Below are 25,584 nucleotides of genomic sequence, written 5' to 3'. Positions count from 1 at the left end.
CAAGCGGGGTATTTTTTTGCTAGTATAGACATAGCCTCATTTGAATTACATAACTATGTCTCACATTGAATCAAGTCTTTCTCAATCTCTCTGTTCACTTATTAACGCCGCGAAACAACGTTTCGCTCGTGGTGTTGTTGTATTTGAGGGTTCTACCTCTTGGGCTCAAACCCAGCTTAATCAATTGATGGCGAGTGTTGCCATTGATGCTCGTTGTCAGTTGGGCGGCGTTCCCCTAAGTGGAACAAACTATTATTCTAGTCACCAAGGACGTCAGCTTCTTGGGCGTGAAAATCACCTCTTGGTTGTGGACCTTAACGATAACTTTGACGCCAATAGTTTCAATGCCGCAGTTGGAAGTGTCATCGGTGGAGGGGTTTTGGTGTTTATCTGCAGCGACCTCAATCAACTGCAACCCTGGATCAAAAATCACATCTTGAAGTTACCTTTGCTGAAGCAGTCTGACGCTAGTTTTATCAACGATGCTGATTGGCATCGCCGCTATGAAGCCTTGACCTTTGAAGATGCAAACACGCGTTTTGTTGAGCAACATTCGGCAATCTTATTGGTTGAGAAAGTGTTGACCGGGCATAGAAAGCGTCCATTAGTGTTGACTGCAGATCGCGGGCGTGGGAAGAGTAGCGCTCTCGGTTTAGCGGCTAAAAAAATATTATGTGAGCCCAACAAGCGCATTTTAGTTACCGCGCCAAGTAAAAATGCGGTGTTACCTATTTTCGAACACGCCCAATCTTCAACAATTCAGGGTGATGCTAATGTCGGGAACGGGACCATTTGCGCAGATAACCATTCTGTATTGGCCTTCATTTCTCCTGATGACCTATTGGAACAGTTGCCTGATTGTGATTTGCTTTTGGTTGATGAAGCCGCCGCCATACCGGTTCCAATGCTTAAATTGATTATTGAACACTATCACCGTGTTGTTTTTGCTAGCACTGAGCATGGTTACGAGGGGTGTGGTAGGGGCTTCAGCTTGAAGTTTATTCCTTGGCTGCAAGAGTATCGCCCTGGTATGAAGCAATATCAGATGAAGCAACCTATTCGTTGGGTTGTACGCGATCCGCTTGAGGCTTGGTGTGCGGACACATTTTTGCTCGATTGTGAAATGGCATCAATAACACCCGATATAACGATAGAATCCGTGTCTTCATCAGTGTGGCAGTTTCATACCTTCAAAGATAAACACGCGTTACGTAATAGTCCGCATTTGAAACAAGCGTTTTCGTTGCTTGTTAACGCGCATTATCAAACCTCTCCTAATGACTTAATGCTGCTACTTAATGATGAAAGCGTTAGCCTGTATGTCATGGTGCTAAATGAAAACGTCGTTGGTAGCGTGTTGCTCCATAGTGAAGGCGGACTCTCTAAGGAACTGGTCGATGACATTATGTTGGGGCGCGCTCGACCTAAAGGGCATCTTATCCCTTGTGATTTGAGTAATCATCTTGGACTAATTGAGCCAGGCCTCCAGCGTTGCGCTCGTATTATGAGGATTGCTGTTCATCCTATGCTTCAATCGCAGGGGGTAGGAAGCGAGATGTTAGCGCGTTTGACGCAGTTCTTGCCGGAGTCGGTTGATTACCTTGCCACTTCTTTCGGTCTTACAAAACCACTGTTGCGGTTTTGGGCTGAAAATAATTACGCTCCTGTTCGCTTAGGCGCATCGAAAGATAAGTCTAGTGGTACGTATAGTCTTGGTTTGGTAAAGCCGATCCGTCAGTGTGCATCGTCATGGACGCAACTAGGTCGTGATAACTTATCGTTAAGTTTGCCTGTCCAGTTCATTTCATCCAATCGCAGTCTCGAACCTTCATTGGCGTGGGCTCTTTTTAGTCAAACCTATTCGTCGTCAGTGGCGCTTCCAACTACGCCGTTGCTTGAGTTGTACGCTAAAGGTGGAAATGCGTTAGAATCCTGCCGATGGGGTTTATTGCCTTTTCTACAGCGTTTGGTTGAAAATGGCATCATGGTTGATAGTAAGGTTGTGATTGGTGTAGCACTACTACATTGGACGTGGAAAGATTGCTGTGCGAACGCGGGTTTTGCTGGCAAGAAACAGGCTGAAGCAGCATTCAGGAAAGACCTACTATCTTATATCCAACGTTTACAGTGTAAATTGCCTTTGTGAAGAATGTCTGATTTACAGTGTAAAAAGCTAAAGTACGTTTTTACACTGTAAATTGAATCTACTCTTTTATTGTTTACAGTGTAAATTACTCTCCTCATGGACATCCGTTCATCACGGCAACAAACCATTTCCGTATGATGGATTTTGAATCAACCCTTTGACATCAAATAAATCAAGTACAACAACGTGACCGCAGACCTAGTTTTATGAATTCTCTATAGTCTCAAGATTGAGACTACACTAAGATAAATATATATTCGTTGAAGCGCGATCACACTTTGTTTTAAAAGCGTGAGCAGTAAATAAGGACGTTACACCAATCATGTGGAAAAGTGTTCTCCAACAAACTAGCGATAAAAACTCTGTTGTGGCGATGTTGCCACAAGAATACGAGCAGGGACTCAGCCTTGAGAAGCTTCTTCTTGAGAATGCACTCTCGGATATGGAAGCGAAGCATTTATTCCTTGATGATTCTGCCGTTAATCAATTTATTAGCTGTGCACAGCTTGCTAAGAAAGAAGCCTTTCAGGGTATCAAAATAGCGTACACGAAAGACGCGTCAGTGAGCGTGTCACTCTGCGAGCAAGATATGATCGCACGAATGACAGTAGAAGGTGCTTATGGGGGATTGCCATTAACGGGTGCTGAGGTAATCAAAACGTTAGCTGACTCCCAAGTTATAAAAGGTATTAATAAATTAGCGCTTAAAAAGGTTCTGCTGTTGAGCCGCCAATTAGAGCCAGGTAAAAGTTACGTCCAGCCTGTTGCCGTTGGCAAGCGTCCGATAGAAGGTCGAAACAGTGAGTTCATCGCTCTTATTGACGATCCTAAAGCGCGAGTCCTCAAACCACAAACCCGAGGCGAGTCTGACAAGGTTGATATGCGAGATCTTGGGCAGATGGTTACAGTAGGGGTTGGTGAGAAGATAATGAAGCGTATCCCTGCTATTAGTGGCCAGAATGGCTATACCGTTACTGGTGCCATTATTCCGCCCAAAGCCGTAAACGATACCCCTTTAAAACCAGGGAAAGGGACGAAGCTCTCTGCTGAAGATCCAAATATTTTAATTTCTGATATTTCTGGGATGCCAATCATTAAAACAAGCGGGATTGATGTCGATGAAGCGCTATGCTTAGCAAAGGTCGATATCTCAACTGGGCATATTCGCTTTGAGGGCAGTGTCGTTGTGTCTGGTAATGTCGAGGCGCAAATGGAAATTTCCGCTACGGGTTCCATTACGGTGGGTGGGTTTGTTGAATCTGCTAAGTTAGACGCAAAAGGAGATGTCATTATTGCTAAAGGCATTATTGGTCACAATGTCGATGATGGCGAAAGTAAAACGTGTCTAATCCAGTCCGGTGGCGATATCGTGGCGAATTATGCTCAGTTTGCCAATCTTACAGCAGATGAAGACATCAAGTTAGCGGTTCATAGCTTAAACAATGATATGCGATGTGCTGGCGACCTCATCGTCCAGAGTGCAAATAGAAAGCAAGGGACGTTGAGCGGTGGCTTGGCTGATGTTGGCGGTAAAGTCGTATGTAACCACCTTGGCGTTGAGGGTGATACCGCCACCTACATTAACGCGTTTTCTAACCATAAAAAATATATCTCTAAATTAGAGCAACTGCAGGATGACTATACGGCGTTGCAAGAACATAAAATGATGGCGATTAGAAGGGAGATTGAACTTAAGAAAATCCCTAAGTCTGCGCGAAGCGATGATGAAAATCAGGAACTAGACGCACTTAATAGTACCAATACAGAGTCGATTGATAAGCTAAATGAAAAGAAAGCGGCAATTGAAGAAGAGCTGTTTGCTAAATTAGAAACCAGTACGGTTGAATCTCTGGTACAAACACATACTCGAGTGACCGTGTCAATTGGAGGGGAGAAAGTCACAACCAAAAATACTCATGGGCCAGCGGTTTTCCAACTGAAAAACAATGTGTTGAGTTTTGTCCCCAAGTTAAAAGAAGAAGATGTTGCTGTGTGATGCTACTCGCTCAGGCTTGGTACCAAAGGGATACTAAGCCTGCCTATCAACCACTCGGACTGAGTGGTTCGTATTTTAATCGACAACTCGTTGGTTAATTAGTCTTTATTAACGGTTCATTCATCGCTTTTCTGCACGTAAACTTCCTACCTATTGGCACCGTATATTTTTATCTATATATCAATCAGCTATTGAGTAACTGGCTCTGCAGGCAGCGGGGTCGGTGTTGGCGGCGTTGTGTCGTTTGGTTGCGTGGTTTCTTTAGTATTAGAAAGCGAGCGTACAAATCGGCTTAAGTACAATTCTTTGACGATGCTATCGCATTGTTCGTTGGACAGTCCTCTGCGCCACACTTCAGAGTCAACAGATACGCTTGTTTGGTTCGACAATCGGTATCCATTGGCAACTTCACAAAGCTCGACCGAGTTCATATTGTTTGGGTAGGTATCAACAGGGGAAGAGCGTAAACCTAGTTGGCTCATTTGATGTGACGAACAAGCAGAGAGCGATAATGTCATCAACGCTAAGGAGAGTCTTTTGACCATAGTAAAAGTACTGTTCACGGTGGTGGCAGAGAATGGACAAGGATACTATCAGCTCAGTTACATAAATAATATATTGAACCAACCTGAGGTCACTATCTAAGAAAAATTGACACTACTCAGACATTTAGAACGCTTATACTGCTGATAACGCAATGAGTGACCACTCGGATTCTATTGGTTGTATCTTAGTGATTGCTTTACTGAATGAGTAGGAGATAGTTGATGTCAGAAAATTGCCAAGGAACAGAAGCCATTGATACCAAAGACACCATCCATGTAGATATTGCCGTAATTGGTGGCGGTCCTGGGGGCTACACTGCGGCTTTTAGAGCGGCTGACCTAGGGCTTTCGGTCGGTTTAATTGAAAGCGCTGCTACGCTTGGTGGCGTTTGTGTCAATGAAGGCTGCATCCCGTCAAAAACACTGCTTCATGCGACCTCGTTGATAACGGACGCCAATCATGCGCAAGAGATGGGGATTTCCTTTGGTCAGATTCAGGTCGATATCGAAACGTTGAGAAATCACAAAGTTAAAACGGTTAAAACGCTCACGACAGGAATTGCTAATCTCGCAGACGCTCGCGGAATCAAACGGTTACAAGGAAAGGGCACATTCAAAGCGGCGCATCGTCTGGAGGTGGTTGGCGCTAACTCGACGGTTACCGTAAGTTTTGGAAAAGCCATTGTAGCTACCGGTTCTTCTCCAGTTAAGTTGCCAAAGATGCCCGAGCATGCATGTATTTGGGACTCGAGTGCAGCACTTGACCTAAAAACAATCCCTGACAAACTCTTGATTATTGGCGGCGGTATTATTGGACTAGAGATGGCGCAAGTATACGCAGCGCTCGGTTCAAACATCACGATAGTTGAAGCATCAGAACAACTCATTCCAGCGGCAGACAAAGACATTCTCCAACCATTGTTGAAAAATATCAAAAAGCGCTACCAAATTTTAACTAAAACTAAAGTGGTTGATGTATCGATTATTGAGGAGGGGGTAAGCGTCACCATGGAAGGAAAAAAGGTCATGGAGCCAGTGGTGTTTGACTCTGTTCTTGTCGCTGTTGGTCGTCAACCTAATACAGCAAATATTGGTCTGGAGAGGCTTGGCATAACACTTGATTCGCACCAATGCATCCCAGTTGATAGCCATATGGAAACATCTTCGTCAGGGGTATACGCAATAGGGGATGTTGTCGCGGGCCCAATGCTCGCACACAAGGCAACGCATGAAGGTAAAATTGCTGCAGAGTCTGCTGCTGGACTCAGCGTGTCGCAAAAGGTGGTAGCAATACCGTCGGTCGCTTATACCTCACCAGAATTAGCATGGGTTGGATTGACTGAAAAGGCGGCAAAAGCACAAGGTGTTGAGTATACCGTTGGAAAGATCCCTTGGTTAGTGAGTGGCCGTGCGCAAAGCGTCAATGCGACAAATGGTGTCACCAAGGCCTTATTTGATAAACAAGATGGTGCGTTACTTGGCGCAAGTATTTGCGGGGAAAACGCAGGAGAGCTTATTCATGAGGCCGTGATAGGTTTAACGATGGGGACAAAAGCTTGCGATATCGCTCAGGCTGTTCATGCTCATCCCACGTTATCTGAAACCTTCGCATTTGCTGCTGAATTGGTCGAGGGAACAATGACGGACATGCTCCCACCTAGAAAACGATGATACTTAAAAGAAGAGGCTATTTGTGAATCGGTTATCCTTCCGGCATCATCGATTCCTAAAAACAAAGCGGTGAAGTCGTGAGACTTTGAACTTGCTAACATATCGCGATTGTAACATTTGCGTAACCTAGTCAGACCAGTTATTGTTTTGTATAACAAGGTATTAACATGTGGTGATGGTATGCATTTTGACGAGTTGCTAAAAATAGCAAGACAGCGTTTCCAAGAAGAGGGAGATATGTCGATTCCTTCTTCATGGGGACAGGGACGTACTGTGTTTGGTGGGGTGTCCGCCGCGCTGCTATATACCGCAATGCAGTCTAAATTGAACACTGAGCGAGAGCTTCGAACACTCAATACCAATTTTGTTGGGCCTTTGTTGGTTGATGTACCCTTTCACTTTCAAGTGGAGGTATTAAGAGAAGGAAAAAGCGTGTCTCAACTCAGCGCACGCCTGATCCAGAACGATCAAGTTGTTGTGTTTCAGCAAGCGTGTTTCGGGTTTGAGAGAGATTCAAAGATCCGAGTTGAAAACTCCAACAATCACATCATGCCTAGCCCTGATGAATTACCACGTTTTCCCGACGTAGCGAAAGGCGCACCAAACTACACCGCTCATATTGATCTCGCATTGGCTCGTGGGCACTTACCGTTTACTGCAAGTAAAGATTCACATTCCTATGGCTGGATGCGCTTTAAGCAGGCTCCATCCGTTATTACCGACGCACACCTCATATGTTTGGTGGACGCATGGCCTCCGGGTGTCCTACAAATGATGTCACAGCCCGCTCCGGCGAGCACCATGATGTGGAACCTAGAATTTATACATCCTCATGAGCCTGTTGGCGTCGAAGACTGGTTTGCCTATCAATCGCATACTCGCCAAGCCGCACAAGGTTATGCTCACGCTGAGGCGAATGTATGGAATAATGTTGGGCAACTGGTTGCGATTAGTCGTCAAAGCATCGCGATATTTGATTAATTTGTTGCACGAGACAGGGAATCGCCTAGGCGAATTTTCTTAGGTTTACAGTGTAAACGAGCCTGATTTTTCCGTCTTGCCCCCTAATGACAGACGAACCCTAAATACGCCTTGACCCGTTTATCGCTATCGACTTTATTCTATTGAAGTTCAGGTCAAGGTTGGTATCCTTGCCGACCTATTTTCATATCGACACTTCCCCTCGTGTAAAAACGACATATATCGTGTTATTTCCTATTTGATAATTTAGAGGTAAATATTTATGGCTATCGGTTTTGACTATGGAACTGCGAACTGTTCCGTTGCACACATTGTCAATGGTTCGGTAAATCAGATACCTTTAGTGGGAGATGAATACTATATCCCCTCAACACTTTGTGCGCCGACAGCAGAGTCAGTATCAGAGCACCTATTTCGCACTTTAAATATTCGCCCTTCTAATGACATTGGGGAGATGGTGCTTCGTCGCGCCCTTAAACTTAATCGTGAAGAAGGCATTGAAGTCACATCTTCAGATGTGTTATTTGGCCATCAAGCCCTTGATTTATATTTAGAAGATCCAAAGGATGTTTATTACATTAAATCACCTAAGTCATTTCTCGGCACCATCGGGCTACGCGACATGCAGCTGTCTTTTTTCGAAGACCTTGTGTGTGCGATGATGGCAAACGTGAAACATAAAGCAGAGCTTCATCTAGGACGTGAAACCACCCAAACCGTCATCGGACGTCCTGTTAACTTTCTTGGAAGAGGTGGTGATGCCTCAAATCGCCAAGCCGAGGGAATACTACGTCGTGCAGCAAATCGAGCTGGGTTCAAAGATGTGGAGTTTCAGCTAGAGCCTGTCGCGGCTGGATTGGATTATGAAGCGACATTACTCGAAGACAAACACGTATTGGTGGTGGATATTGGCGGTGGTACAACCGATTGCTCATTTATTAAGATGGGACCAACGTGGGCGGGAAAAGCGGACAGAAGCGATTCATTGATAGCGCATACCGGCCAACGAGTCGGTGGCAACGATCTTGATATCTATATTGCATTTCGTCGCCTCATGAATGAATTTGGCATGGGAACCAAGCGCCATTCTGGGTTAGATATCCCAGTGACCCAATTTTGGAATCCAATTGCGATTAATGACGTACAAGCACAAAGGAAGTTTTACGCGCACGATAATCTGAAAGAGCTGAAGATGTTGGCTAAAGAAGCGAGAGAACCAGATAAAGTGACTCGCTTGGTTAAACTGCATCAAGACACGTTAGGTTATGCGGTAATACGAGAGGCAGAGAAAGCAAAAATAGCACTGGGCGACGCTAATCAATATCAGGCGCTTATCCAGCTTATTTCAGAGCAAGTCGGTGTAACTATCTCTCGAGACGAAATGGAAAGTGCGATTGATAACCCGAAACAAAAAATAAAAGAACTGGTGAAGGAAGCGGTCAATCAAGCTGGAATACAACCGGATGTTGTCTTTATGACGGGAGGTTCAGCCCGTTCATCTGTTTTGCGCCAAGCGGTCAATGACATACTCCCTGGTACACCACTTGTTGCAGGCAACTACTTTGGTTCCGTAACGGCTGGTTTAGCTCGTTGGGCTGACATTTGTTTCAAGTAATAGCGTGTTGGCTGGTGATTACTGGCATCAAGCATTCGCGAGACTTATGATTTAATGTCGGCTGGGTTATCGTTTAATAAACAATTCGAGTGTCGGAATTATCTGATGATTCGTAACGTATTAGCCTTACAGCATATGGCTAAAAGAGGTTGAGTATTTTATAAGTGTGATGTGGCGAAGATGTAATTATATGATTTCGTGGAAATTTGAGGAATGTGACACGGTTCCAATAGTTGAATATATAACCATGGCAAATGTAATGGCGTGCTTGCGGCGGCTCTTGTTATGCGCATAGAATGAAAGCGACTCTCTTAAGCCGAGAGTCACCTAGCCAACTGACGTTGTTAGTGAATGACTATTGTTCACACTATTATAAGCCAATCACGCTTTTGTTGTGGTTGGCTTTTTTTAAGCGCTTAGTGCGAGCATGCCGTTACATCACTAGCGATGAAATGATCCCAATCAAGCCACCAAAAATACCCCCCCAGACAACAAGCCAGCCTAGGTGTTGTTTAATTAGATTTTGTATGATTTCTTTGACCATTTGAGGTGTTAGCTCATTCAGGCGCTGTTCAATGATGGAGTCGATATTGCCTTTTACTTCATCCATCATCGAAGGGGATTCGAACTGCTCAACGAGGGCTTGTTTTACGGAATCGCTTTGTGCAATCGATGCCATTTCTGCTTTCATTTTTTCGACAAAGGGTGCTTTAAGTGGTTGTAATGCTTCTGTGCCACCAAACATCGCCAGCATACCGCCAAACTGTGAGTTTTCTATGACGTCCACCAGCGAATCAAACGTTGGGTTGAAGTCCACTTTTTCAATCACAGGCTCAAGGTCAAGTGTAAGACCTGTCCCGACTTCTTGTTTAAGAAATTTATCAATATTATTGTCGGTAAAAAATTGCTCCATCATTAAATTCTTAATCGCCACTTTGAAGTCTTCAAAGCGTGCTGGAATGACACCTGAGCCATAAATACCTGGTATTTTTTCAAATAACATGTGAATGGCTAGCCAGTTTGTGACCGCGCCTGAAAAGGCAAATAAACCCGCGTAGAGAAGAATATCGTTGTTAAGTTGGTAGCCTGCACCCAATAACCCTATAGCGATAAGGTTGGTGATCATGCTTTTGTTCATAGTTTTACTACTATCGATGAATGGGGAATAGGAATAGGGATTTTAGGAAAAAAAAGCGAGGATAAGAAGTAACTTCTTGCCTTTCAAGCAAGATTATAATGAATGAAGGGTATCCGACCCTGATAATTCTCTAATGTTTTTTATTTTCTCAAGGAGCACGGACTTATTAAATGGCTTAGAGACATAGTCGTCCATGCCACTTTCGCTGCAACGTCGAATGTCTTCGTCAAGGACGCTTGCAGTTAGTGCAATGATAGGGGGCCGGCCTTGGTTGTACTGCTGTTCGTAAGCCCTAAACTCTTTTGAAGCGGTAAAACCATCCTTAACGGGCATCATACAGTCCATAAGAACAGTGTGATAACGGTTTTTTGAATCACAAAGATAATCAAGTGCTTCTTGCCCATTATTGGCGATATCAACGTGATATCCGGATTTTTTGAGCAGCAGCGACGCTACCTTCTGATTCACTGCATTATCTTCTACTAATAGTATGGAGAGTGCACCGCTATCACCGGTGAGCTCGCATGATTGGCTTTCATCCGTTGACATCGTTTTGTCGCGGTTGTGATGCATGACCTTCATTGCGAGGTTTTGGTCAGTTGGCGGCAAAGCATCGTGCAGCGCAGTCTTATTTTTTAAACTGACATGCTGCATCGCGGCATTCATTAATGTATCAATTAAGCGTGCACCAAGTAGTGGGAAAGTGACAAGGCCAGACAATACGGCTTCATAGTCACCAACTGGAATGGATTGTCGCTGAACTAATATCAGTGGGCACTGGGGATGTGTTTTTGCAATGTTTGCTAGTTCGTTTGAACCATCGATTGAGGCGGATACACAATACAGAATCGTCGTTTCGCCTATGGCATGTTGCATCATGTTTTCCGTAGAGGCAAATCGATGGGACAGTGGTAAGGAATAATGCCCCATCTCATCAGTGAGCTGATCAGCAATCGCCTGTCCATTATCAATAATGCAAAAGCGACGTGTCATCAATGAGCTGAGTATCGGGGGATTTGATTTTACGATGGTGGCGTTTATCTCAAAATGAAAAGTGCTGCCGGCCCCTTTTTCTGACTCAATAGCGATTTTTCCGCCCATCAATTCAACAAGCTGAGACGAAATCGCTAACCCTAAGCCTGTACCACCGAACTGTCGCGTCACGGAGCTGTCTTCTTGTGTGAATGGCTTAAAGATGGCGTCTTGTTTATCTTTATCAATACCGATTCCGGTATCTTGTATGGCAAATAGAATCTGGCATTGTTCCTCGTCAATTTGCTCAATACTGACCTTAATTTTAACAAATCCGGTTTGAGTAAACTTGACCGCATTGGACATGAGATTCATTAAAATTTGACGTAACCGATGATCGTCAATAAGCAACAAATGTGGAAAGTTGGATGAAAATTCAACATGGAGATCCAATGATTTTTCTTGTGCTTTCGAAAGTACGATTGCGACGGTATCGTAAACGATCTCTCTTAGATTCGAACTGTGTAAAGAGATCAACAAGTTGCCAGATTCGATCTTAGAAATATCCAAGATATCATTGATCAAAATAAGTAAGGTTTGAGAAGACGTCTCGATGGTGTTTAAGTAGTCACGTTGAATGGGGTTTAGCGTGGAATCTGACAAGATACCAGACATACCGATTATGCCATTTAAAGGCGTTCTTATTTCGTGTGACATGTTGGCGAGAAAGGAGCTTTTGGCCACATTGGCCCGTTCTGCTTCGTTTTTAGCTGCGATCATTCGTTGTTCATTCTCACGTCGCTCTGCAATAAGCTTATTCATTTTCTCACCAAAGTGACTAAACTCATCGTGGCCTTCTGTCGACGCCTTAATATCTGGTGTATCGTGTTTGTCTATATTCTCAAATGTCTCTAACGTGTTGTTCAAAAAGAATATAATTCTTCTTGTGATATTAATACTTAATATAAAAAGCACGGCCATGATCAGCACTGCGACAAGAATGGTTGTCCACATCCGTTGCTCAAGTTGTAGGATGCTTTGCTCCATGTCGTTGGACAACTGTGCATTAATTTCTGTGGTGGCTTGCTGAATAAGTGTGAGTCGTTTATCCAGTGCCGCTACACCGGAAGTGATCTCTTGTACGGTTAGCGCTTCTCTGGATTCATCAAGGACTCGATCTCGAAATAGAATGCTATCGACAAATGATTCGTCCGAGAAGGTTCTTAGAAGCAAGCTGACTTGTGAGGCATCAGCGTTGATATTGAGAAAGCGGTCAATGAGGTATTGCTGGCGCTCAAACAAGGAGGTCAGCTGCACCGATGCTGAATGTTCTTCGTCATGATGGTCGTCGTGACCTAAGTAGATGTCAGTATGGATGATCCAGTTTTCTTCTGTCGCCCACAGCCGAATCCATTCCAATGTGAATAACGCATTGAGGTGGGATTCGAGGATGATAGACCCAGTATCTACCTTGACGCTTTCCAATTGGGATAAAAGCTGTTGAATCAGATCTACCGTCCAAATATTCCAATCTTCCACCTCCTCGATGGTCGACATCGCGCCAAGTTCACCTTGCGCTTCACGTAACTCGTTTAATGCGTTTTCAACCGTGGATGTATCATCAAGATAGTAAGCCGTTGATAAAACGCCCTGTAGCTTGTCTAAACATTCATTTAGCTTGCCATAGATGATGGTTTTGTTGTCTTCAAAGGTATGTTGTAGTTTTTCTAGCCGTGAGCTGTGAACAATCGCGCTGTAGTTTGAGATGTAACTTAATGCCTTCACTTCCGCGGATAAAATCGACATTTGTTGCAAATCACGTTTCGCTCTAAGTGCTTCCCATGATGACAATACTAAAATGACGATCAGCGGTAAAATCGCTAGGATAATTATTCTACTTTTGATCGACGTCTTATTTAATAAAGCCATATCACTAATCCTTGATAATATTCTTGAACATCAAAGGCTCTGAACTAATCTATGAGTAGTCTAGGATAGGAATCCGTAAGAGTGTAATGAAATGGAACAAGTTGATAATAAGTATGGAAATATTAAACAGCAGCTGCTGAGTGGGTTAACAGCCGTCGGGCTAACTTTGATGATATTTTTGTCTTCCGATAGCCGAGCGTTTGCCGCGAATGAATATGCGGTGTTTACACTTGATGCTGACTTCGAAGTATTGACGCGAAGTAAAGCAAGAATGGTGTACAGAGGGAAAGCTAAATCCTTACAAGGACAACGTATAGAAATCTCTGATTGGCCGGAAAGCTCATCGGAACGTTCTGAGTTCTATCAGTATTTACTAGGAAAGGATGTCGCGCAAATGAATGCCTACTGGGCAAGTTTGTCATTTTCAGGAAAAGCCAGACCACCGAAAGAAATTGGAGACGCTTCCGTCAATGCTCTTATTCATTGGTTACAAGAAAAGCCGAATAGAATTGGGTATGCCCCCCTTGATGCTTTGCCTCAAGAAGCCAAAATTCTATACGTCGTTAGTAAGGAGAAATAACCATGAATAATAAACTTCTTGTATTGACACTATCTGCGATGAGTGTCCCATCATTTGCAGCCATCGATATTACGGATAATTTTTCGATCAGTGGTTTTGGTTCTACTTCTTGGACTAAATCTGATAATGAAACGCCTGTAATGGTGAATCGAAATATCACTGATGAAAGCTGCTTTGACTGCGATACGACGTTTGGTATTCAACTTGATTATTATAGAGAGGCATTTAAAGCCTCAGTTCAAGTAGTCAAGCGTCCGCAAGACCACTGGAGTGAACCACAATTAGAGTGGGCTTACCTCGGTTATTCTATTGGTGATTTTGAAGTACGTGGCGGGCGGTTACGACTACCTCTTTTTCTAGCGTCTGAATACTATTACGTAGGACACGCCTACACTACAGCCCGTCCGCCGCAGGAAGTGTACAATAGTATACTTGGTGTGACAGCATATAATGGCGCAAGTGTTACATGGAACTACGATATTGCTGATGAATTACAACTGTCACTTACGCCATTTGTTGGCTTCAAAGATACAAACGAAGTAGATTTTAATCCTGATGTACAGGCAGAATTTGAAACCAGCAATATGTACGGATTGAATGCATTATTGGTCGGAGATAACTATCGTATCAATTTTGCATACTTGGATTCGACCTACGATCAAACTTTTACAGCCTTTGGTTATACAGGAGCAACTCAAGAAGATGAGAACATCAAACTTTATTCTTTGGGTGGGGAGTATGATTTTGGTAGTGTCAAGTTAACCGCAGAAGGTCAGAAAAATGACACAGGATCTTCTTGGTATGGTAGTGCTTCATATCGAGTTAAGAAATTAACACCGTATTTGGTTTACGGACAAACATACAGAGAATCCGGTAATGGCAATCCTTATGAAGGCAAGACAGGCGATAGTTGGACTGTCGGTCTGAGGTACGATCTCTTGTACAATGTCTCGGTTAATGCTGAGTGGCAACGTTTTGAGAGTTTTGGAGGACAAGATGGGCCTTTTATTGTTAGTCCTCTCGATACGTTAACTGATACTGATGCGAATCTTTATACCGTCATGGTCAATTTTGTTTTCTAAATTAAGCACCTTCAGATCAGTATTTTAATGAGTTACATAAAAAAGCCCCGACACTGTCGGGGCTTTCGTAATTCTAGCGCTACGTAAGGTTACTTCTCACCACGCTCGCCAACTTTTTCTAGTCCCAATACCAAGCCAATGCCTATCAGCATCATTACGACAGCAATCGCCAGCTGAGAAGGGTGACCCGTCACTAACTCAAAGTTGAAGGGTGATAGGTTTTCTTGAATAAGTGGAACCTGCTCGCCTGAAGAGTTCGTTCTCCAAGAAATGGTTTCTTTCCAAGGCCAAAGTTTCGGTAGTGTGCCTAGCATTAAACCGGTTAAGAAAACCAATGCGAAGTCGCGGAAACGTTTTAGTAGCCAAGAGAGCACGTGTGAGAAGCTCAGCAGCCCAATCAGACAACCGAAAGCAAACAACGCCATAATATCAAGTTGTAGCCCCTTTACTGCACCAAGTACTGGGCCGTACATGCCTAGAATCAGAAGAATAAAGCTGCCAGAGATACCAGGAAGAATCATCGCACAGATTGCAATCATGCCTGCAAGGAAAATATTTAAGTGTGTTGGATCCATCTGTAATGGCTGTAAAACCGTAATGGTATAAGCAAAAACAACACCAAGTACAAGACACAAGAAACGGGATAACGTTCTTTGTTCGACTTGTTTTAGCATGTGATAAACCGACACTAAAATTAGACCGAAGAAGAACGACCACACTGGAACAGGGTGCGTTTCTAGTGCCCAAGAAATGAATTTCGCTAGCGTTAGGATTGACGTCAAAATACCGCCAAACAAAGCAATTAAAAAGAACCCATTGATATGATTAAACGCGGCTTTAAAGCCGTCACGTCGCCAGATGCCAAATAGGCTTGGATTCACCCGTCGAATGCTTTCTAACAGCATGTCATAAATACCAGTAATAAAGGCAACGGTGCCGCCTGAAACGCCAGGGACCACGTCAGCCGCGCCCATTGCCATTCCTTTTAGAAAGGTCGTCAAATAGTTCATATTATCTTTTAGGTTGGAAAAGTTGTCGCAAAGTATATATGGATGCGTGTTTGTATGCACCTAGAGAGTGATCGAAATTTAATATCATTAGGTACGTCAAACAATTGTGAATCTTCCGGCTAGATAGGTCGTGGTAAATCTGTCTTTATGGCAATAAAAACGCTTTTATATCAGATTGTTAATCTTGTCTAGACAAGTGGTGCTTGGTCCTGGTTTGTGACGGTTTTGACATATTGCCGACACGCAATGTTCATATTAGGTCGTCAAAGTGTTCCTAAACCGAATAGGGACGATTGAGATGAACAACATCATTGAAGTGAAGCAGGTGAATAAGACCTTTGGCGACAATAAAGCGCTAAAAGATATTAACTTAACCATCACGAACCCAAACATGACGGCATTATTAGGGCCATCTGGCTCTGGGAAGTCGACACTGCTTCGACATCTAAGTGGGCTTATTATTGGTGACAATAACGCTCAATCAAAGATTCAGGTGCAAGGGCGCACTGTTCAGTCACAAGGCAAGGCCGACAAATCCGTTCGCGCATGTCGTGCGAAAGCGGGTTACATCTTCCAACAATTTAACCTCGTGAATCGTCTATCTGTCATGACCAATGTATTGATTGGTGCCATGAGTGCGACACCGAAGTGGCGCACATTAACGGGAATGTTTACTCAAGAGCAAAAACAACAAGCCTTAGATGCGTTAGACCGTGTTGGTATGGCGTCATTTGCATCGCAGCGTGTTAGCCATTTATCTGGTGGTCAGCAGCAGCGTGTGGCTATTGCCCGAGCGTTGATGCAACGAGCGGAGATTATTTTTGCGGATGAGCCGATAGCATCACTGGATCCGGAGTCGTCCCGTATCGTCATGGAGTTGCTACAAGATATCAATCAAAAGGAAGGCATTCCAATCATTGTGACGCTTCATCAAGTGGATCATGCGCTCAAGTATTGCTCGGAAATTGTCGCGCTGAAGGACGGCGAGGTCTTCTATCAAGGGGCAAGTTCAAGCCTCAGCTCATCACAAATAGAGGGGCTTTATCGTGCAAGATCAACGACGGAAGAACCATCGCCGTGTCCCTCAAGCCTACTGGCTCCTTCGTTTTAATTTTTGTCATTTATTATCATTGGGAAAATGAACATGTTTCGTTCGATGCAATCAGGATTTAAAAAATCACTTACGTTGTCAGCCTTCGCCTTGGCTATGGCGTCCTCGGCCACCTTTGCGCAGGATATGCCCAAACAGATTAACTTTGGCATCATCGCCACCGACGCTCAGCAAAACCTAAGCCAGCGTTGGGAGCCTTTGCTGCAAGATCTCAGCGAAGAGCTTGGCGTACCAGTGAAAGCCTATTTTGCGCCAGACTACGCGGGCATTATTCAAGGGCAACGATTCGGAAAAGTGGATTTTGCTTACTACGGCAATAAGTCTGCGATTGAAGCTGTTGATCGTGCGGATGCGGAAATATTTGCTCGCTATATCGATTTAGAAGGCCAAGAAGGCTATTACAGTTTACTGGTCACGAACAAAGACAATAGTGACATTAATACCCTTGAAGATGTGATTGAGCAGCGCTCGGAGCTGAATCTAGGTAATGGTGATCCTAACTCTACCTCCGGCTTTTTAGTGCCTAACTATTATGCTTTTGCACAGAACAACGTGTCGTCGAATGACTTTAAACGTTCGGTTGCCGCAAGTCATGGCGCAAACCTAATGGCGGTGGCTAACAAGCGAGTGGATGTTGCCACGAACAACAGCATGAACTTACTTCGTTTACAGCAAAACAGCCCAGACAGCTATGCCAAGATCAAAGTGGTATGGCAATCAGTGCTCATTCCATCCGACGTCGTGACCTACCGTAAAGCCTTACCGGCAGAGATGAAAGCGAAAGCTAAAGCGTTTTTTATCAACTATGGCAAAGACGGCAATAAAGAAGAGATCAATAATTTACATAAGCTGTCATGGTCTGGTTTTGCGGAAACGGACAACAATCAATTGCTGCCAATCCGTCAACTTGAGGCCTATAAAGAGCTAGTAGAGGCAAAGAACAATACTCGCCTAGATACGGAAGAAAAAAATAAACGAGTGAAGAAGCTGACCGCAGAAATAGAGACGTTGCAGCAGCAAATGGATGCCCTTAAAGGCTAATGGACAGCACCGCGCTGTCCTTGGGCAGCGCTCTCTCAGAGCAAATAAAATGAACACAATGACAACCGGTTATAACCCAGAAAATAAACTATCAATCAAGAACAGCATCATTGGCGTTGTGATGTTGCTTGTTCTGGTATGGGCATGGAACGGCGCTGAAATGGCCCCTGCGCTTTTTTTTGAACACCCAGAAAACATGGTTCAACTTCTTAATGACTTTTTTCCTGCTGATTTTAGTGAAAGTCACCTCTATCTCAATGAAATGATTGTCACGATTCAAGTGGGCATTTGGGGAACGGTACTGTCGGTACTGTTGGCCATTCCATTCGGCATCCTGAGCGCTGAAAACTTAATGCCGAGTTGGATCAGCTTTCCCATTCGTCGCCTGATGGACTGCCTACGTGCAATTAACGAAATGGTATTTGCCATGTTGTTTGTCGTCGTTGTGGGGTTGGGTCCTTTTGCTGGTGTGATGGCGTTATTTATCCATACGACGGGTGTCCTTGCCAAGCTTTTTGCTGAGGCGATTGAGGCAATAGAGCCCGGCCCGATGGAAGGTGTGAAAGCGACGGGTGCCAACCAATTTGAAGTGATTCTCTATGGCGTCATTCCCCAAGTATTGCCACTTTGGATCTCTTACTCCTTGTACCGTTTGGAGTCCAATATTCGTTCTGCCACTGTTGTTGGGATGGTCGGTGCGGGGGGGATTGGAGTCTTGCTTTGGCAATCTATCTCAGGGTTTCAGCTGCAACAGACGGCCGCCATCATGTCTATTGTGATTGTCACGGTCAGCATCATCGATTTTGTTTCTCAGATTATTCGTAAAAAATTCATCTAGACCGCTCGTCAGTCTATTTACCTAAACATGTCTAGATAAGTAATAAGGGAAAACATGCCTGTGTATTTGGATATTGCCTCAGTGCTTGAAAAGGAAGTGAAGGCCAATTTTGCCCCTGGTGATTACCTGCCCCCGGAATCAAGGCTGGCGCAGCGATTTGATGTTAATCGCCATACCTTGCGTCGCGCTGTCGATGAATTGGTGAACACCGGCATGATTCAACGCCATCAAGGCAAAGGCAATATGGTGGTTAGGCAGCCAAATGAATACCGCATTCACTCTGGGGCCCATTTTACCAAAAACCTCATAGAGCAAGGGGCACAGCCTCGATGTGAGGTCATGGTATCGCGAGTGATGTCCGCACCATTAAAGATTGCGGCAAGCCTAGGCATAGAAGAGGGGCAGCGCATTGTGCACATTCGAACCCTGCGAAAAACGGAAAACATGCCACGCACGGTGATTGACCATTACCTCGCCAATCGAGAGTGGTGGACGGTGTTAAAAAACTTCAAAAGTGGTTCATTACACGAGTTCATAAAACGTGGCTTGGGTGTTGAGCTGACACGAAAAGAAACCAGTGTGGGTGCACGAGCACCGACCAATGAAGATTGTCGTTTATTACAGATTCCAAGTACGACGCCAATCCTAAAAATTAAAACGAAAAATGTCATTAAAGGCACGAACATTGTTGCCGAGTTTTCAAGCTCGAACAGCCGTTCTGATGCCACAGAAATAATAATGGAGCATTAAATGACGGCGGTGACCGAAAGATCAAAGTGGATGTCTGTATTAGCACAAAGTCAATTTGAAGAGCTACAGCAGCATTGGAAAGACGTCAGTATTGATACGGACTATCAAATGGTACGCCAACCTGAAATCGGGCTGACACAAATTCGAGCAAGGATGGGCGGTACTGGGCGTGAGTTCAATATGGGTGACGCCACTATCACCAGAGCAGTGATAAAACTGCCAAGTGGTGAGTTGGGTTACAGCTACATTCGCGGACGCAATAAGGCACATGCTGAACTGGCTGCCGTGCTGGATGGGTTATTACAAATATCATCGAATCAAACATCGTTGCTGACTCGCATCATTGAACCGTTGGCGGCAATAAAGCAAGAGCGAGATCAATTAAAAGCCGCTGAAGTTGCCGCGACGAAAGTGGACTTTTTTACTTTAGTTCGCGGGGAAGACTAATCAGCGGGAAAGATGAATTTGTGGGAAAGACGCATCCACGTGGAAGTGTCATCCGCGAAGAAGATTAGCCCACGGGAAAAACAGTTTGCAGAGAAGATATGTGCGTCGAGAACGCGAGTCTGCAGCCGTCCATTTTCGAGTGAGTGCTGTGTAAAGCTTCATTATTTTACATCAACAATATGATAACGGCGTGGCCAAGGTGCCAACCCAACAGGTAACCACTATGACAACCATTACACCCGCCTTTCAAGATGCGGTACACGATAGCCAATACTGTTTCAGACAACTGTTAAAAGCCATGTCTGAACCCGGACAGTTGGTGACATTAGATAGAAGCCAAGGATTTGGCATCATGCATGCCGCCGCGGCACAAACCTTGCTGAGTTTGGCGGATAACGCCACCAATATTTGGTTGTCGCCCACTTTGCAAAACGATAAGGCTGTATTGGAGAACGTGCGCTTTCACTGCGGCGCTCCGATTGTATTTGAACAAGCAGATGCCGATTTTGCTGTGATCGCCAAGTCAGATATCGCTCAGATTAGTCAACAACTCCTCGACTTCAAATCTGGATGTGAAGAGTATCCCGATGCTGCGACAACCGTGATTATTGAGCTAGATTCGCTGACGTCCGGTCAACGATTATTGCTATCAGGTCCTGGCATTGAAACAACTGACGAGGCATTCGTTGGTGATGCGCCAGACGGCTTTTTGTCATTTCTCGAGTCTCGCCAGGAGCGCGTTGATTTTCCTCTTGGCATCGATTTGGTGTTGGTTCATGAAGAACAAATACTGTGTTTACCCCGTACCACTAACGTTGAGGTTTCTCCATGTATGTAGCCGTGAAGGGTGGTGAAAAAGCGATTCAACAAGCCCATAAACTTCAAGCTAAAAAACGTCGTGGCAACAAGGCGTTACCAGAATTAAGTGTGGCGCAAATTAGCCAGCAGCTCGCCGGTTCGGTGGACAGAGTCATGACCGAAGGTGGTATTTACGACCCAGAGTTGGCAGCACTGGCGATCAAGCAAGCCAATGGTGACTTAGTCGAGGCTATTTTTTTATTGCGCGCTTACCGTACGACGTTGCCACGCCTCGCCACGTCTAACCCAGTGAATACCAGCGATATGCGCATTGAGCGCCGAATTTCGGCAACCTACAAAGATTTACCCGGCGGACAGATATTGGGTGCAACCTATGACTATACGCATCGATTGCTGGATTTTAGCTTGTTGGCAGAAGGTGAGCCACCATGCACAGAATCGAATTTGGAGCAGGAAGTCAACGCTGAAATGGAACCTTGTCCGCAGGTGCTCGGTATCTTAGAGCGTCTCGAATTGATGAAAGTGGAACAAGACAATGAGCAAGTGCCAGAAGATATCACCATGGCACCTGTGAATTATCCGTGTGACCGCTCGGCTCGGTTGCAAAACCTTGTTCGAGGTGATGAGGGGTTCTTACTCGCATTGAGTTATTCAACGCAGCGCGGTTACGGTCGAAATCACCCGTTTGCCGGAGAGATTCGCACCGGAATGACCACCCTGTCACTGACACCCGAAGAGCTGGGTTTCTCCATTGATATTGGTGAGATAGAACTTACCGAGTGTCAGATGATCAATGGCTTTGTTGGTAGTAAGACAGAAAAGGCTGCCCTGACTCGTGGCTATGGCCTGACGTTTGGTGCGACCGAGCGCAAGGCGATGTCGATGGCGCTGGTGGACCGTTCATTGCAAGCACCAGAGTACGGTGAAGCGGTGGATGGACCCGCACAAGATGAAGAGTTTGTACTGTCGCATTCCGATAACGTAGAGGCCGCTGGTTTTGTGTCACACCTAAAGCTTCCACACTATGTGGATTTCCAAGCAGAACTTGAGCTGCTTCGTAAGATGCACGCTGAACATGATGCCGTGACGCAGGAGAAACAGTCATGAACCACGACAACACGCATACACACCTGCAAGACGTGAAAGGTGGTCACAATACTGCCTCGAGCGCTGTCACTGATAACGAACCGTCGTATACCGATACGGGTTACAACTACGGCTACCTGGATGAACAAACCAAGCGCATGATTCGTCGAGCATTACTTAAAGCCGTCGCAGTCCCAGGTTATCAGGTACCGTTTGGTGGACGAGAAATGCCGATGCCTTATGGTTGGGGCACAGGCGGTGTGCAAATTACCGCTGCAATTATTGGCTCGGTGGATACGTTAAAGGTGATTGACCAAGGCGCTGACGACACGACCAATGCCGTTTCCATTCGTGAGTTCTTTAAATCGGTCGCCGACGCGCAAACAACAGAAAGAACGCGTGAGGCGTCGATCATCCAAACCCGTCACCGCATCCCGGAAGTCACGTTAGAGAAAGACCAAATTTTAGTGTATCAAGTGCCGATTCCTGAGCCACTGCGTTTTATCGAGCCTCGCGAAACCGAAACACGAAAAATGCACGCCCTGCAAGAGTACGGGATTATGCACGTCAAACTGTATGAGGATATTGCTCGTTTTGGCCATATTGCTACGGCGTATGCTTATCCGGTGCGTGTTAATGACCGTTACATTATGGACCCGTCGCCGATTCCTAAGTTCGATAACCCCAAAATGGACAACATGGCCGCGTTGCAACTATTTGGTGCCGGTCGTGAAAAGCGTATCTACGCGATTCCACCGTTTACTAAGGTGCAAAGCCTCGACTTTGAAGACCATCCGTTTGAGATCCAGCAGTGGGAAGACCCATGTACGATCTGTGGCTCGACGGACACCTTCTTAGATGAGGTGGTGATGGATGATAAAGGCAATCATATGTTTGTTTGCTCCGATACTGATTACTGTCGCGACCGAGTGGCAGAGAATGACCCGATGCAATCACAGGAAGGTGTGGCATGAACATGCAGTTAAATGATGCCCCTAAACAAGCCGCCGCTTTTACGTCGTCGGTAGAGACGGAACGGCCAGCAAGTTCCGATCAGCGAGCCAGTACAGAACAACCACTATTGTCGGTACGCAACCTCACTAAGCTTTATGCGCCGGGTAAGGGCTTTAGCAACGTGTCTTTTGATATCTACCCTGGTGAAGTCTTGGGCATCGTCGGAGAGTCTGGTTCCGGTAAGAGTACCTTACTGACTTCATTGTCTGGACGACAAGTGCCAGATAGTGGATCGGTGCTGTATGTCCGAGGTAAAGGGAGCGAGCAAATGACTCAGCTGGAAGACCTGTATGAAATGGCGGAAAGCCAAAGACGTCAACTGCTTCGCACGGAGTGGGGGGTGGTGCACCAGCACCCAATGGATGGGTTACGGGCTCGCGTCTCTGCGGGTGGCAACATTGGTGAGCGTCTCATGGCAGTAGGCGAACGCCATTATGGCAACATCCGTGAAGCGTCAAGTAAATGGCTGACGGATGTCGAGATCCCTCTCGATCGCATTGATGACATGCCAACAACCTTCTCTGGGGGTATGCAGCAAAGATTGCAGATCGCACGTAATCTGGTGACGCATCCTAAGTTGATCTTTATGGATGAACCAACGGGAGGGCTGGATGTATCAGTGCAAGCTAAGTTGTTGGATCTATTGCGCCGCTTAGTGACAGAGCTTGATCTTGCTGTCGTGATCGTGACTCATGATCTTGCGGTTGCTCGTTTGCTCGCACACCGACTCATGGTGATGCGCCGCAGTGAAGTCGTGGAGAGCGGATTAACGGATCAAGTCCTCGATGACCCACAGCACCCTTACACTCAACTTCTTGTCTCTTCTGTATTGCAGAACTAAGGAACGCTTCAATGAATGCTCATTTACACAATGCCCGATTGCATGTAGCGAATGTCAGCAAGACGTTTGTTTTACACAATCAAGAAAGCGCTGAACTATCGGTATTGTCCAATGCCAACTTTTCTGTTTCTGAGGGAGAGTGTGTGGTGTTAAACGGTCGCTCAGGTTCAGGCAAGTCAACGCTATTGCGCGCACTGTACGCCAATTACTTGGTCGATAGTGGTGACATTAACGTGAACCATCAAGGGCGTTGGATAAACCTAGCCATGGCACAGCCTCGTGAAATACTGAATGTTCGCAAGCACACTATTGGTTGGGTGAGCCAGTTTCTACGTGTGATTCCGCGGATTAGTGCCTTAGATGTGGTTATGCAGCCCATGATTGAGATGGGGGGATGCCGCGAGCAAGCCAAAGCCAAAGCACAGTCATTATTAACACGACTGAACGTGCCAGAGCACTTGTGGAATATAGCTCCTGCGACATTTTCTGGCGGTGAACAACAGCGCGTTAATATTGCTCGTGGCTTTATTGTCGATTACCCCATCTTATTACTTGATGAGCCGACGGCGTCGTTGGATGCGACAAACAGTGCCGTTGTGGTCAATCTCATCAAAGAAGCCAAAGCAAGAGGGGCTGCCATCGTAGGGATATTCCATGATGAACTGACGCGTGATCAGGTCGCTGACCGTCTTTATGATGTGAAAAAGGGGGCGGCACCTTTAACAAACAATGGTCAACCTAGTCAATCGGAACAGAAGCTCGTTCAGCCTTGCTCAAGTGTTGAATCCAATCTAACGACATCATCCATCTCAGCGTGTGTGTAACGGAGAACATAGCATGATTATTACTAACGTAAATCTCGTTTTAGATAATGAAGTGGTCAAAGGCTCTGTCGAGCTCAGAGATGGCAATATTGTCAGTATGTCGGATTCTCACAGCCAGGTTGCGGGTGCTTATGATGGTGAAAATGGCTACCTAATGCCTGGTTTTATTGAGCTACATACCGATAACCTCGAGAAGTACTTTACCCCTCGCCCCAAGGTTGATTGGCCGCCGTTTTCTGCCATGAGTGCACATGATACTCAGCTTATTGGTTCAGGCATTACGACGGTGTTAGATGCCGTTGCACTAGGGGACTTTCGTGAAGAAAAAAGACAAGCCAATTTAGACTTGTTCATTAACACGGTTATCGACAGCCAAAAACGGGGTTTAACACGTGCAGAACACCGCTTGCACCTTCGCTGCGAAGTCCCTCACGAAACGACAGTGGGCATGTTTGAGCGTTTTATTGATCTACCAGAAGTGCAGCTAGTGTCATTGATGGACCATGCACCTGGTCAGCGTCAGTTTGTGAATGTAGAGAAGTACCGAACTTACTACCAAGGCAAGTACAACATGAGTGATACGGAGATGGCGGCATTTGAAAAAGTGCAGGTTGAGCTATCGCAACGTTGGTCAAAACAAAATCGAGACGAAATTTGCCGCCAATGTCGCGAGCATAATACCCCAATGGCGAGCCACGATGATGCGACAACGGAACATGTTTTAGAGTCCAAAGCGTTGGGCATGGCGATTGCGGAATTTCCTACCACCGTCGAGGCTGCAAAAAAATCCCATGAGCTGGGCCTTAAGGTCTTAATGGGGGCACCAAACGTTGTCCGTGGCGGGTCCCACTCTGGCAACGTGGCGGCGCACGAATTGGCGTCATTGGGTGTCTTGGATATCTTATCATCCGATTATTACCCTATGAGCATACTGGAAGCGGTTTATACCTTAGCGGCGGATGAGCGCAATACACTCACGCTGCCGCAAGCGGTGCAACTGGCCACAATAAACCCCGCGCAGGCATTAAATCTTCACGACCGTGGTGTGATTGCGGAGGGAAAACGTGCCGATTTAGTCTTGGCTAGACAAGTCGATGGCCATCCGCTGGTGGCACGAGTGTGGCGACAAGGTAAGAAGGTATTCTAAT

22 protein-coding genes are annotated in these 25,584 nt (G+C 45.4%); 18 read left to right on the top strand and 4 right to left on the bottom strand.

What is annotated here, in order from left to right:
• Positions 1 to 55: 55 nt before the first annotated feature.
• Positions 56 to 2,146, top strand: a complete 2,091-nt coding sequence (locus ACE1OE_RS03140) for a GNAT family N-acetyltransferase (protein WP_449210082.1) — start codon at positions 56 to 58, stop codon at positions 2,144 to 2,146.
• Between the two features lie 322 nt (positions 2,147 to 2,468).
• Positions 2,469 to 4,142: a DUF342 domain-containing protein gene (locus ACE1OE_RS03135; protein ID WP_449210081.1), complete on the top strand. Its 1,674-nt coding sequence runs from the start codon at positions 2,469 to 2,471 to the stop codon at positions 4,140 to 4,142.
• Positions 4,143 to 4,330: 188 nt separating this feature from the next.
• Here ACE1OE_RS03135 and ACE1OE_RS03130 read toward each other — a convergent pair whose 3' ends face one another.
• On the bottom strand, positions 4,331 to 4,687 hold the full coding sequence (locus ACE1OE_RS03130; protein WP_372061458.1) for a hypothetical protein: 357 nt from the start codon (positions 4,685 to 4,687) through the stop codon (positions 4,331 to 4,333).
• Between the two features lie 222 nt (positions 4,688 to 4,909).
• On the opposite strand from ACE1OE_RS03130, the gene lpdA reads away from it, so the two are divergent.
• The 3 genes from lpdA (at position 4,910) to yegD (ending at position 8,954) form a co-directional block, all read left to right on the top strand.
• Complete coding sequence (gene lpdA / locus ACE1OE_RS03125) at positions 4,910 to 6,358, top strand: dihydrolipoyl dehydrogenase (protein ID WP_449210080.1); 1,449 nt, start codon at positions 4,910 to 4,912, stop codon at positions 6,356 to 6,358.
• 180 nt (positions 6,359 to 6,538) lie between these two features.
• The gene (locus tag ACE1OE_RS03120; protein WP_449210079.1) at positions 6,539 to 7,339 is read left to right on the top strand and encodes an acyl-CoA thioesterase; all 801 of its coding nucleotides are present in this window, start codon (positions 6,539 to 6,541) and stop codon (positions 7,337 to 7,339) included.
• A 262-nt stretch (positions 7,340 to 7,601) separates the two neighbouring features.
• Entirely contained in the window at positions 7,602 to 8,954 is a 1,353-nt protein-coding gene (yegD, locus tag ACE1OE_RS03115) for a molecular chaperone (protein WP_449210078.1), read from the top strand.
• Positions 8,955 to 9,387: 433 nt separating this feature from the next.
• Here the strand turns inward: yegD and ACE1OE_RS03110 are convergent, their stop codons facing one another.
• Positions 9,388 to 10,092 carry a DUF445 domain-containing protein gene (locus ACE1OE_RS03110; RefSeq protein WP_449210077.1) on the bottom strand — a complete coding sequence of 235 codons (705 nt, stop codon included), beginning with the start codon at positions 10,090 to 10,092 and terminating at the stop codon, positions 9,388 to 9,390.
• Positions 10,093 to 10,185: 93 nt separating this feature from the next.
• The gene (locus tag ACE1OE_RS03105) at positions 10,186 to 12,993 is read right to left on the bottom strand and encodes an ATP-binding protein (RefSeq protein ID WP_449210076.1); all 2,808 of its coding nucleotides are present in this window, start codon (positions 12,991 to 12,993) and stop codon (positions 10,186 to 10,188) included.
• Positions 12,994 to 13,084: 91 nt separating this feature from the next.
• On the opposite strand from ACE1OE_RS03105, the gene ACE1OE_RS03100 reads away from it, so the two are divergent.
• Positions 13,085 to 13,573, top strand: coding sequence for a hypothetical protein (locus ACE1OE_RS03100; protein ID WP_449210075.1), 489 nt, complete (start codon positions 13,085 to 13,087; stop codon positions 13,571 to 13,573).
• Positions 13,574 to 13,575: 2 nt separating this feature from the next.
• Positions 13,576 to 14,655 carry a porin gene (locus ACE1OE_RS03095; RefSeq protein WP_449210074.1) on the top strand — a complete coding sequence of 360 codons (1,080 nt, stop codon included), beginning with the start codon at positions 13,576 to 13,578 and terminating at the stop codon, positions 14,653 to 14,655.
• Between the two features lie 89 nt (positions 14,656 to 14,744).
• On the opposite strand, the gene ACE1OE_RS03090 is transcribed toward ACE1OE_RS03095, so the two are convergent.
• On the bottom strand, positions 14,745 to 15,665 hold the full coding sequence (locus ACE1OE_RS03090; RefSeq protein ID WP_449210073.1) for a DUF368 domain-containing protein: 921 nt from the start codon (positions 15,663 to 15,665) through the stop codon (positions 14,745 to 14,747).
• A gap of 298 nt (positions 15,666 to 15,963) precedes the next feature.
• Here ACE1OE_RS03090 and phnC point away from each other — a divergent pair, with 298 nt between their 5' ends.
• From phnC to phnM, 11 genes are all read left to right on the top strand, one after another.
• The gene (gene phnC, locus ACE1OE_RS03085; protein ID WP_102468869.1) at positions 15,964 to 16,776 is read left to right on the top strand and encodes a phosphonate ABC transporter ATP-binding protein; all 813 of its coding nucleotides are present in this window, start codon (positions 15,964 to 15,966) and stop codon (positions 16,774 to 16,776) included.
• Positions 16,777 to 16,809: 33 nt separating this feature from the next.
• Positions 16,810 to 17,817, top strand: a complete 1,008-nt coding sequence (gene phnD / locus ACE1OE_RS03080) for a phosphonate ABC transporter substrate-binding protein (RefSeq protein WP_449210072.1) — start codon at positions 16,810 to 16,812, stop codon at positions 17,815 to 17,817.
• Positions 17,818 to 17,875: 58 nt separating this feature from the next.
• Entirely contained in the window at positions 17,876 to 18,655 is a 780-nt protein-coding gene (gene phnE / locus ACE1OE_RS03075; RefSeq protein WP_449210109.1) for a phosphonate ABC transporter, permease protein PhnE, read from the top strand.
• Between the two features lie 54 nt (positions 18,656 to 18,709).
• A complete protein-coding gene (gene phnF / locus ACE1OE_RS03070) occupies positions 18,710 to 19,405 on the top strand; it encodes a phosphonate metabolism transcriptional regulator PhnF (RefSeq protein ID WP_102468871.1) in 696 nt (231 codons plus the stop codon).
• Positions 19,406 to 19,852 carry a phosphonate C-P lyase system protein PhnG gene (gene phnG, locus ACE1OE_RS03065; protein WP_449210071.1) on the top strand — a complete coding sequence of 149 codons (447 nt, stop codon included), beginning with the start codon at positions 19,406 to 19,408 and terminating at the stop codon, positions 19,850 to 19,852.
• Between the two features lie 223 nt (positions 19,853 to 20,075).
• Positions 20,076 to 20,690, top strand: coding sequence for a phosphonate C-P lyase system protein PhnH (gene phnH / locus ACE1OE_RS03060; RefSeq protein ID WP_449210070.1), 615 nt, complete (start codon positions 20,076 to 20,078; stop codon positions 20,688 to 20,690).
• The gene (locus tag ACE1OE_RS03055; protein ID WP_449210069.1) at positions 20,681 to 21,778 is read left to right on the top strand and encodes a carbon-phosphorus lyase complex subunit PhnI; all 1,098 of its coding nucleotides are present in this window, start codon (positions 20,681 to 20,683) and stop codon (positions 21,776 to 21,778) included. Before phnH ends, ACE1OE_RS03055 begins: the two co-directional genes overlap by 10 nt.
• The gene (locus ACE1OE_RS03050; RefSeq protein WP_449210068.1) at positions 21,775 to 22,731 is read left to right on the top strand and encodes an alpha-D-ribose 1-methylphosphonate 5-phosphate C-P-lyase PhnJ; all 957 of its coding nucleotides are present in this window, start codon (positions 21,775 to 21,777) and stop codon (positions 22,729 to 22,731) included. Before ACE1OE_RS03055 ends, ACE1OE_RS03050 begins: the two co-directional genes overlap by 4 nt.
• On the top strand, positions 22,728 to 23,612 hold the full coding sequence (gene phnK, locus ACE1OE_RS03045) for a phosphonate C-P lyase system protein PhnK (RefSeq protein ID WP_449210067.1): 885 nt from the start codon (positions 22,728 to 22,730) through the stop codon (positions 23,610 to 23,612). The genes ACE1OE_RS03050 and phnK overlap by 4 nt, the downstream gene beginning before the upstream one ends.
• 11 nt (positions 23,613 to 23,623) lie before the next feature.
• Complete coding sequence (phnL, locus tag ACE1OE_RS03040; RefSeq protein WP_449210066.1) at positions 23,624 to 24,436, top strand: phosphonate C-P lyase system protein PhnL; 813 nt, start codon at positions 23,624 to 23,626, stop codon at positions 24,434 to 24,436.
• A gap of 13 nt (positions 24,437 to 24,449) precedes the next feature.
• A complete protein-coding gene (gene phnM, locus ACE1OE_RS03035; protein WP_449210065.1) occupies positions 24,450 to 25,583 on the top strand; it encodes an alpha-D-ribose 1-methylphosphonate 5-triphosphate diphosphatase in 1,134 nt (377 codons plus the stop codon).
• The last annotated feature ends 1 nt before the right edge of the window (position 25,584 follow it).

The organism is Vibrio sp. E150_011 (genome assembly GCF_053544015.1).
The sequence above is the reverse complement of the archived record's forward strand: the minus strand, read 5'-3'. Positions and strand labels throughout refer to the sequence as shown.

Excerpts from the sequence above, each read along its gene's own strand:
- ACE1OE_RS03140 (WP_449210082.1), top strand. The coding sequence starts at position 56 with ATGTCTCACATTGAATCAAGTCTTTCTCAATCTCTCTGTTCACTTATT.
- ACE1OE_RS03135 (WP_449210081.1), top strand. The coding sequence starts at position 2,469 with ATGTGGAAAAGTGTTCTCCAACAAACTAGCGATAAAAACTCTGTTGTG.
- ACE1OE_RS03130 (WP_372061458.1), bottom strand. The coding sequence starts at position 4,687 with ATGGTCAAAAGACTCTCCTTAGCGTTGATGACATTATCGCTCTCTGCT.
- lpdA (WP_449210080.1), top strand. The coding sequence starts at position 4,910 with ATGTCAGAAAATTGCCAAGGAACAGAAGCCATTGATACCAAAGACACC.
- ACE1OE_RS03120 (WP_449210079.1), top strand. The coding sequence starts at position 6,539 with ATGCATTTTGACGAGTTGCTAAAAATAGCAAGACAGCGTTTCCAAGAA.
- yegD (WP_449210078.1), top strand. The coding sequence starts at position 7,602 with ATGGCTATCGGTTTTGACTATGGAACTGCGAACTGTTCCGTTGCACAC.
- ACE1OE_RS03110 (WP_449210077.1), bottom strand. The coding sequence starts at position 10,092 with ATGAACAAAAGCATGATCACCAACCTTATCGCTATAGGGTTATTGGGT.
- ACE1OE_RS03105 (WP_449210076.1), bottom strand. The coding sequence starts at position 12,993 with ATGGCTTTATTAAATAAGACGTCGATCAAAAGTAGAATAATTATCCTA.
- ACE1OE_RS03100 (WP_449210075.1), top strand. The coding sequence starts at position 13,085 with ATGGAACAAGTTGATAATAAGTATGGAAATATTAAACAGCAGCTGCTG.
- ACE1OE_RS03095 (WP_449210074.1), top strand. The coding sequence starts at position 13,576 with ATGAATAATAAACTTCTTGTATTGACACTATCTGCGATGAGTGTCCCA.
- ACE1OE_RS03090 (WP_449210073.1), bottom strand. The coding sequence starts at position 15,665 with ATGAACTATTTGACGACCTTTCTAAAAGGAATGGCAATGGGCGCGGCT.
- phnC (WP_102468869.1), top strand. The coding sequence starts at position 15,964 with ATGAACAACATCATTGAAGTGAAGCAGGTGAATAAGACCTTTGGCGAC.
- phnD (WP_449210072.1), top strand. The coding sequence starts at position 16,810 with ATGTTTCGTTCGATGCAATCAGGATTTAAAAAATCACTTACGTTGTCA.
- phnE (WP_449210109.1), top strand. The coding sequence starts at position 17,876 with ATGACAACCGGTTATAACCCAGAAAATAAACTATCAATCAAGAACAGC.
- phnF (WP_102468871.1), top strand. The coding sequence starts at position 18,710 with ATGCCTGTGTATTTGGATATTGCCTCAGTGCTTGAAAAGGAAGTGAAG.
- phnG (WP_449210071.1), top strand. The coding sequence starts at position 19,406 with ATGACGGCGGTGACCGAAAGATCAAAGTGGATGTCTGTATTAGCACAA.
- phnH (WP_449210070.1), top strand. The coding sequence starts at position 20,076 with ATGACAACCATTACACCCGCCTTTCAAGATGCGGTACACGATAGCCAA.
- ACE1OE_RS03055 (WP_449210069.1), top strand. The coding sequence starts at position 20,681 with ATGTATGTAGCCGTGAAGGGTGGTGAAAAAGCGATTCAACAAGCCCAT.
- ACE1OE_RS03050 (WP_449210068.1), top strand. The coding sequence starts at position 21,775 with ATGAACCACGACAACACGCATACACACCTGCAAGACGTGAAAGGTGGT.
- phnK (WP_449210067.1), top strand. The coding sequence starts at position 22,728 with ATGAACATGCAGTTAAATGATGCCCCTAAACAAGCCGCCGCTTTTACG.
- phnL (WP_449210066.1), top strand. The coding sequence starts at position 23,624 with ATGAATGCTCATTTACACAATGCCCGATTGCATGTAGCGAATGTCAGC.
- phnM (WP_449210065.1), top strand. The coding sequence starts at position 24,450 with ATGATTATTACTAACGTAAATCTCGTTTTAGATAATGAAGTGGTCAAA.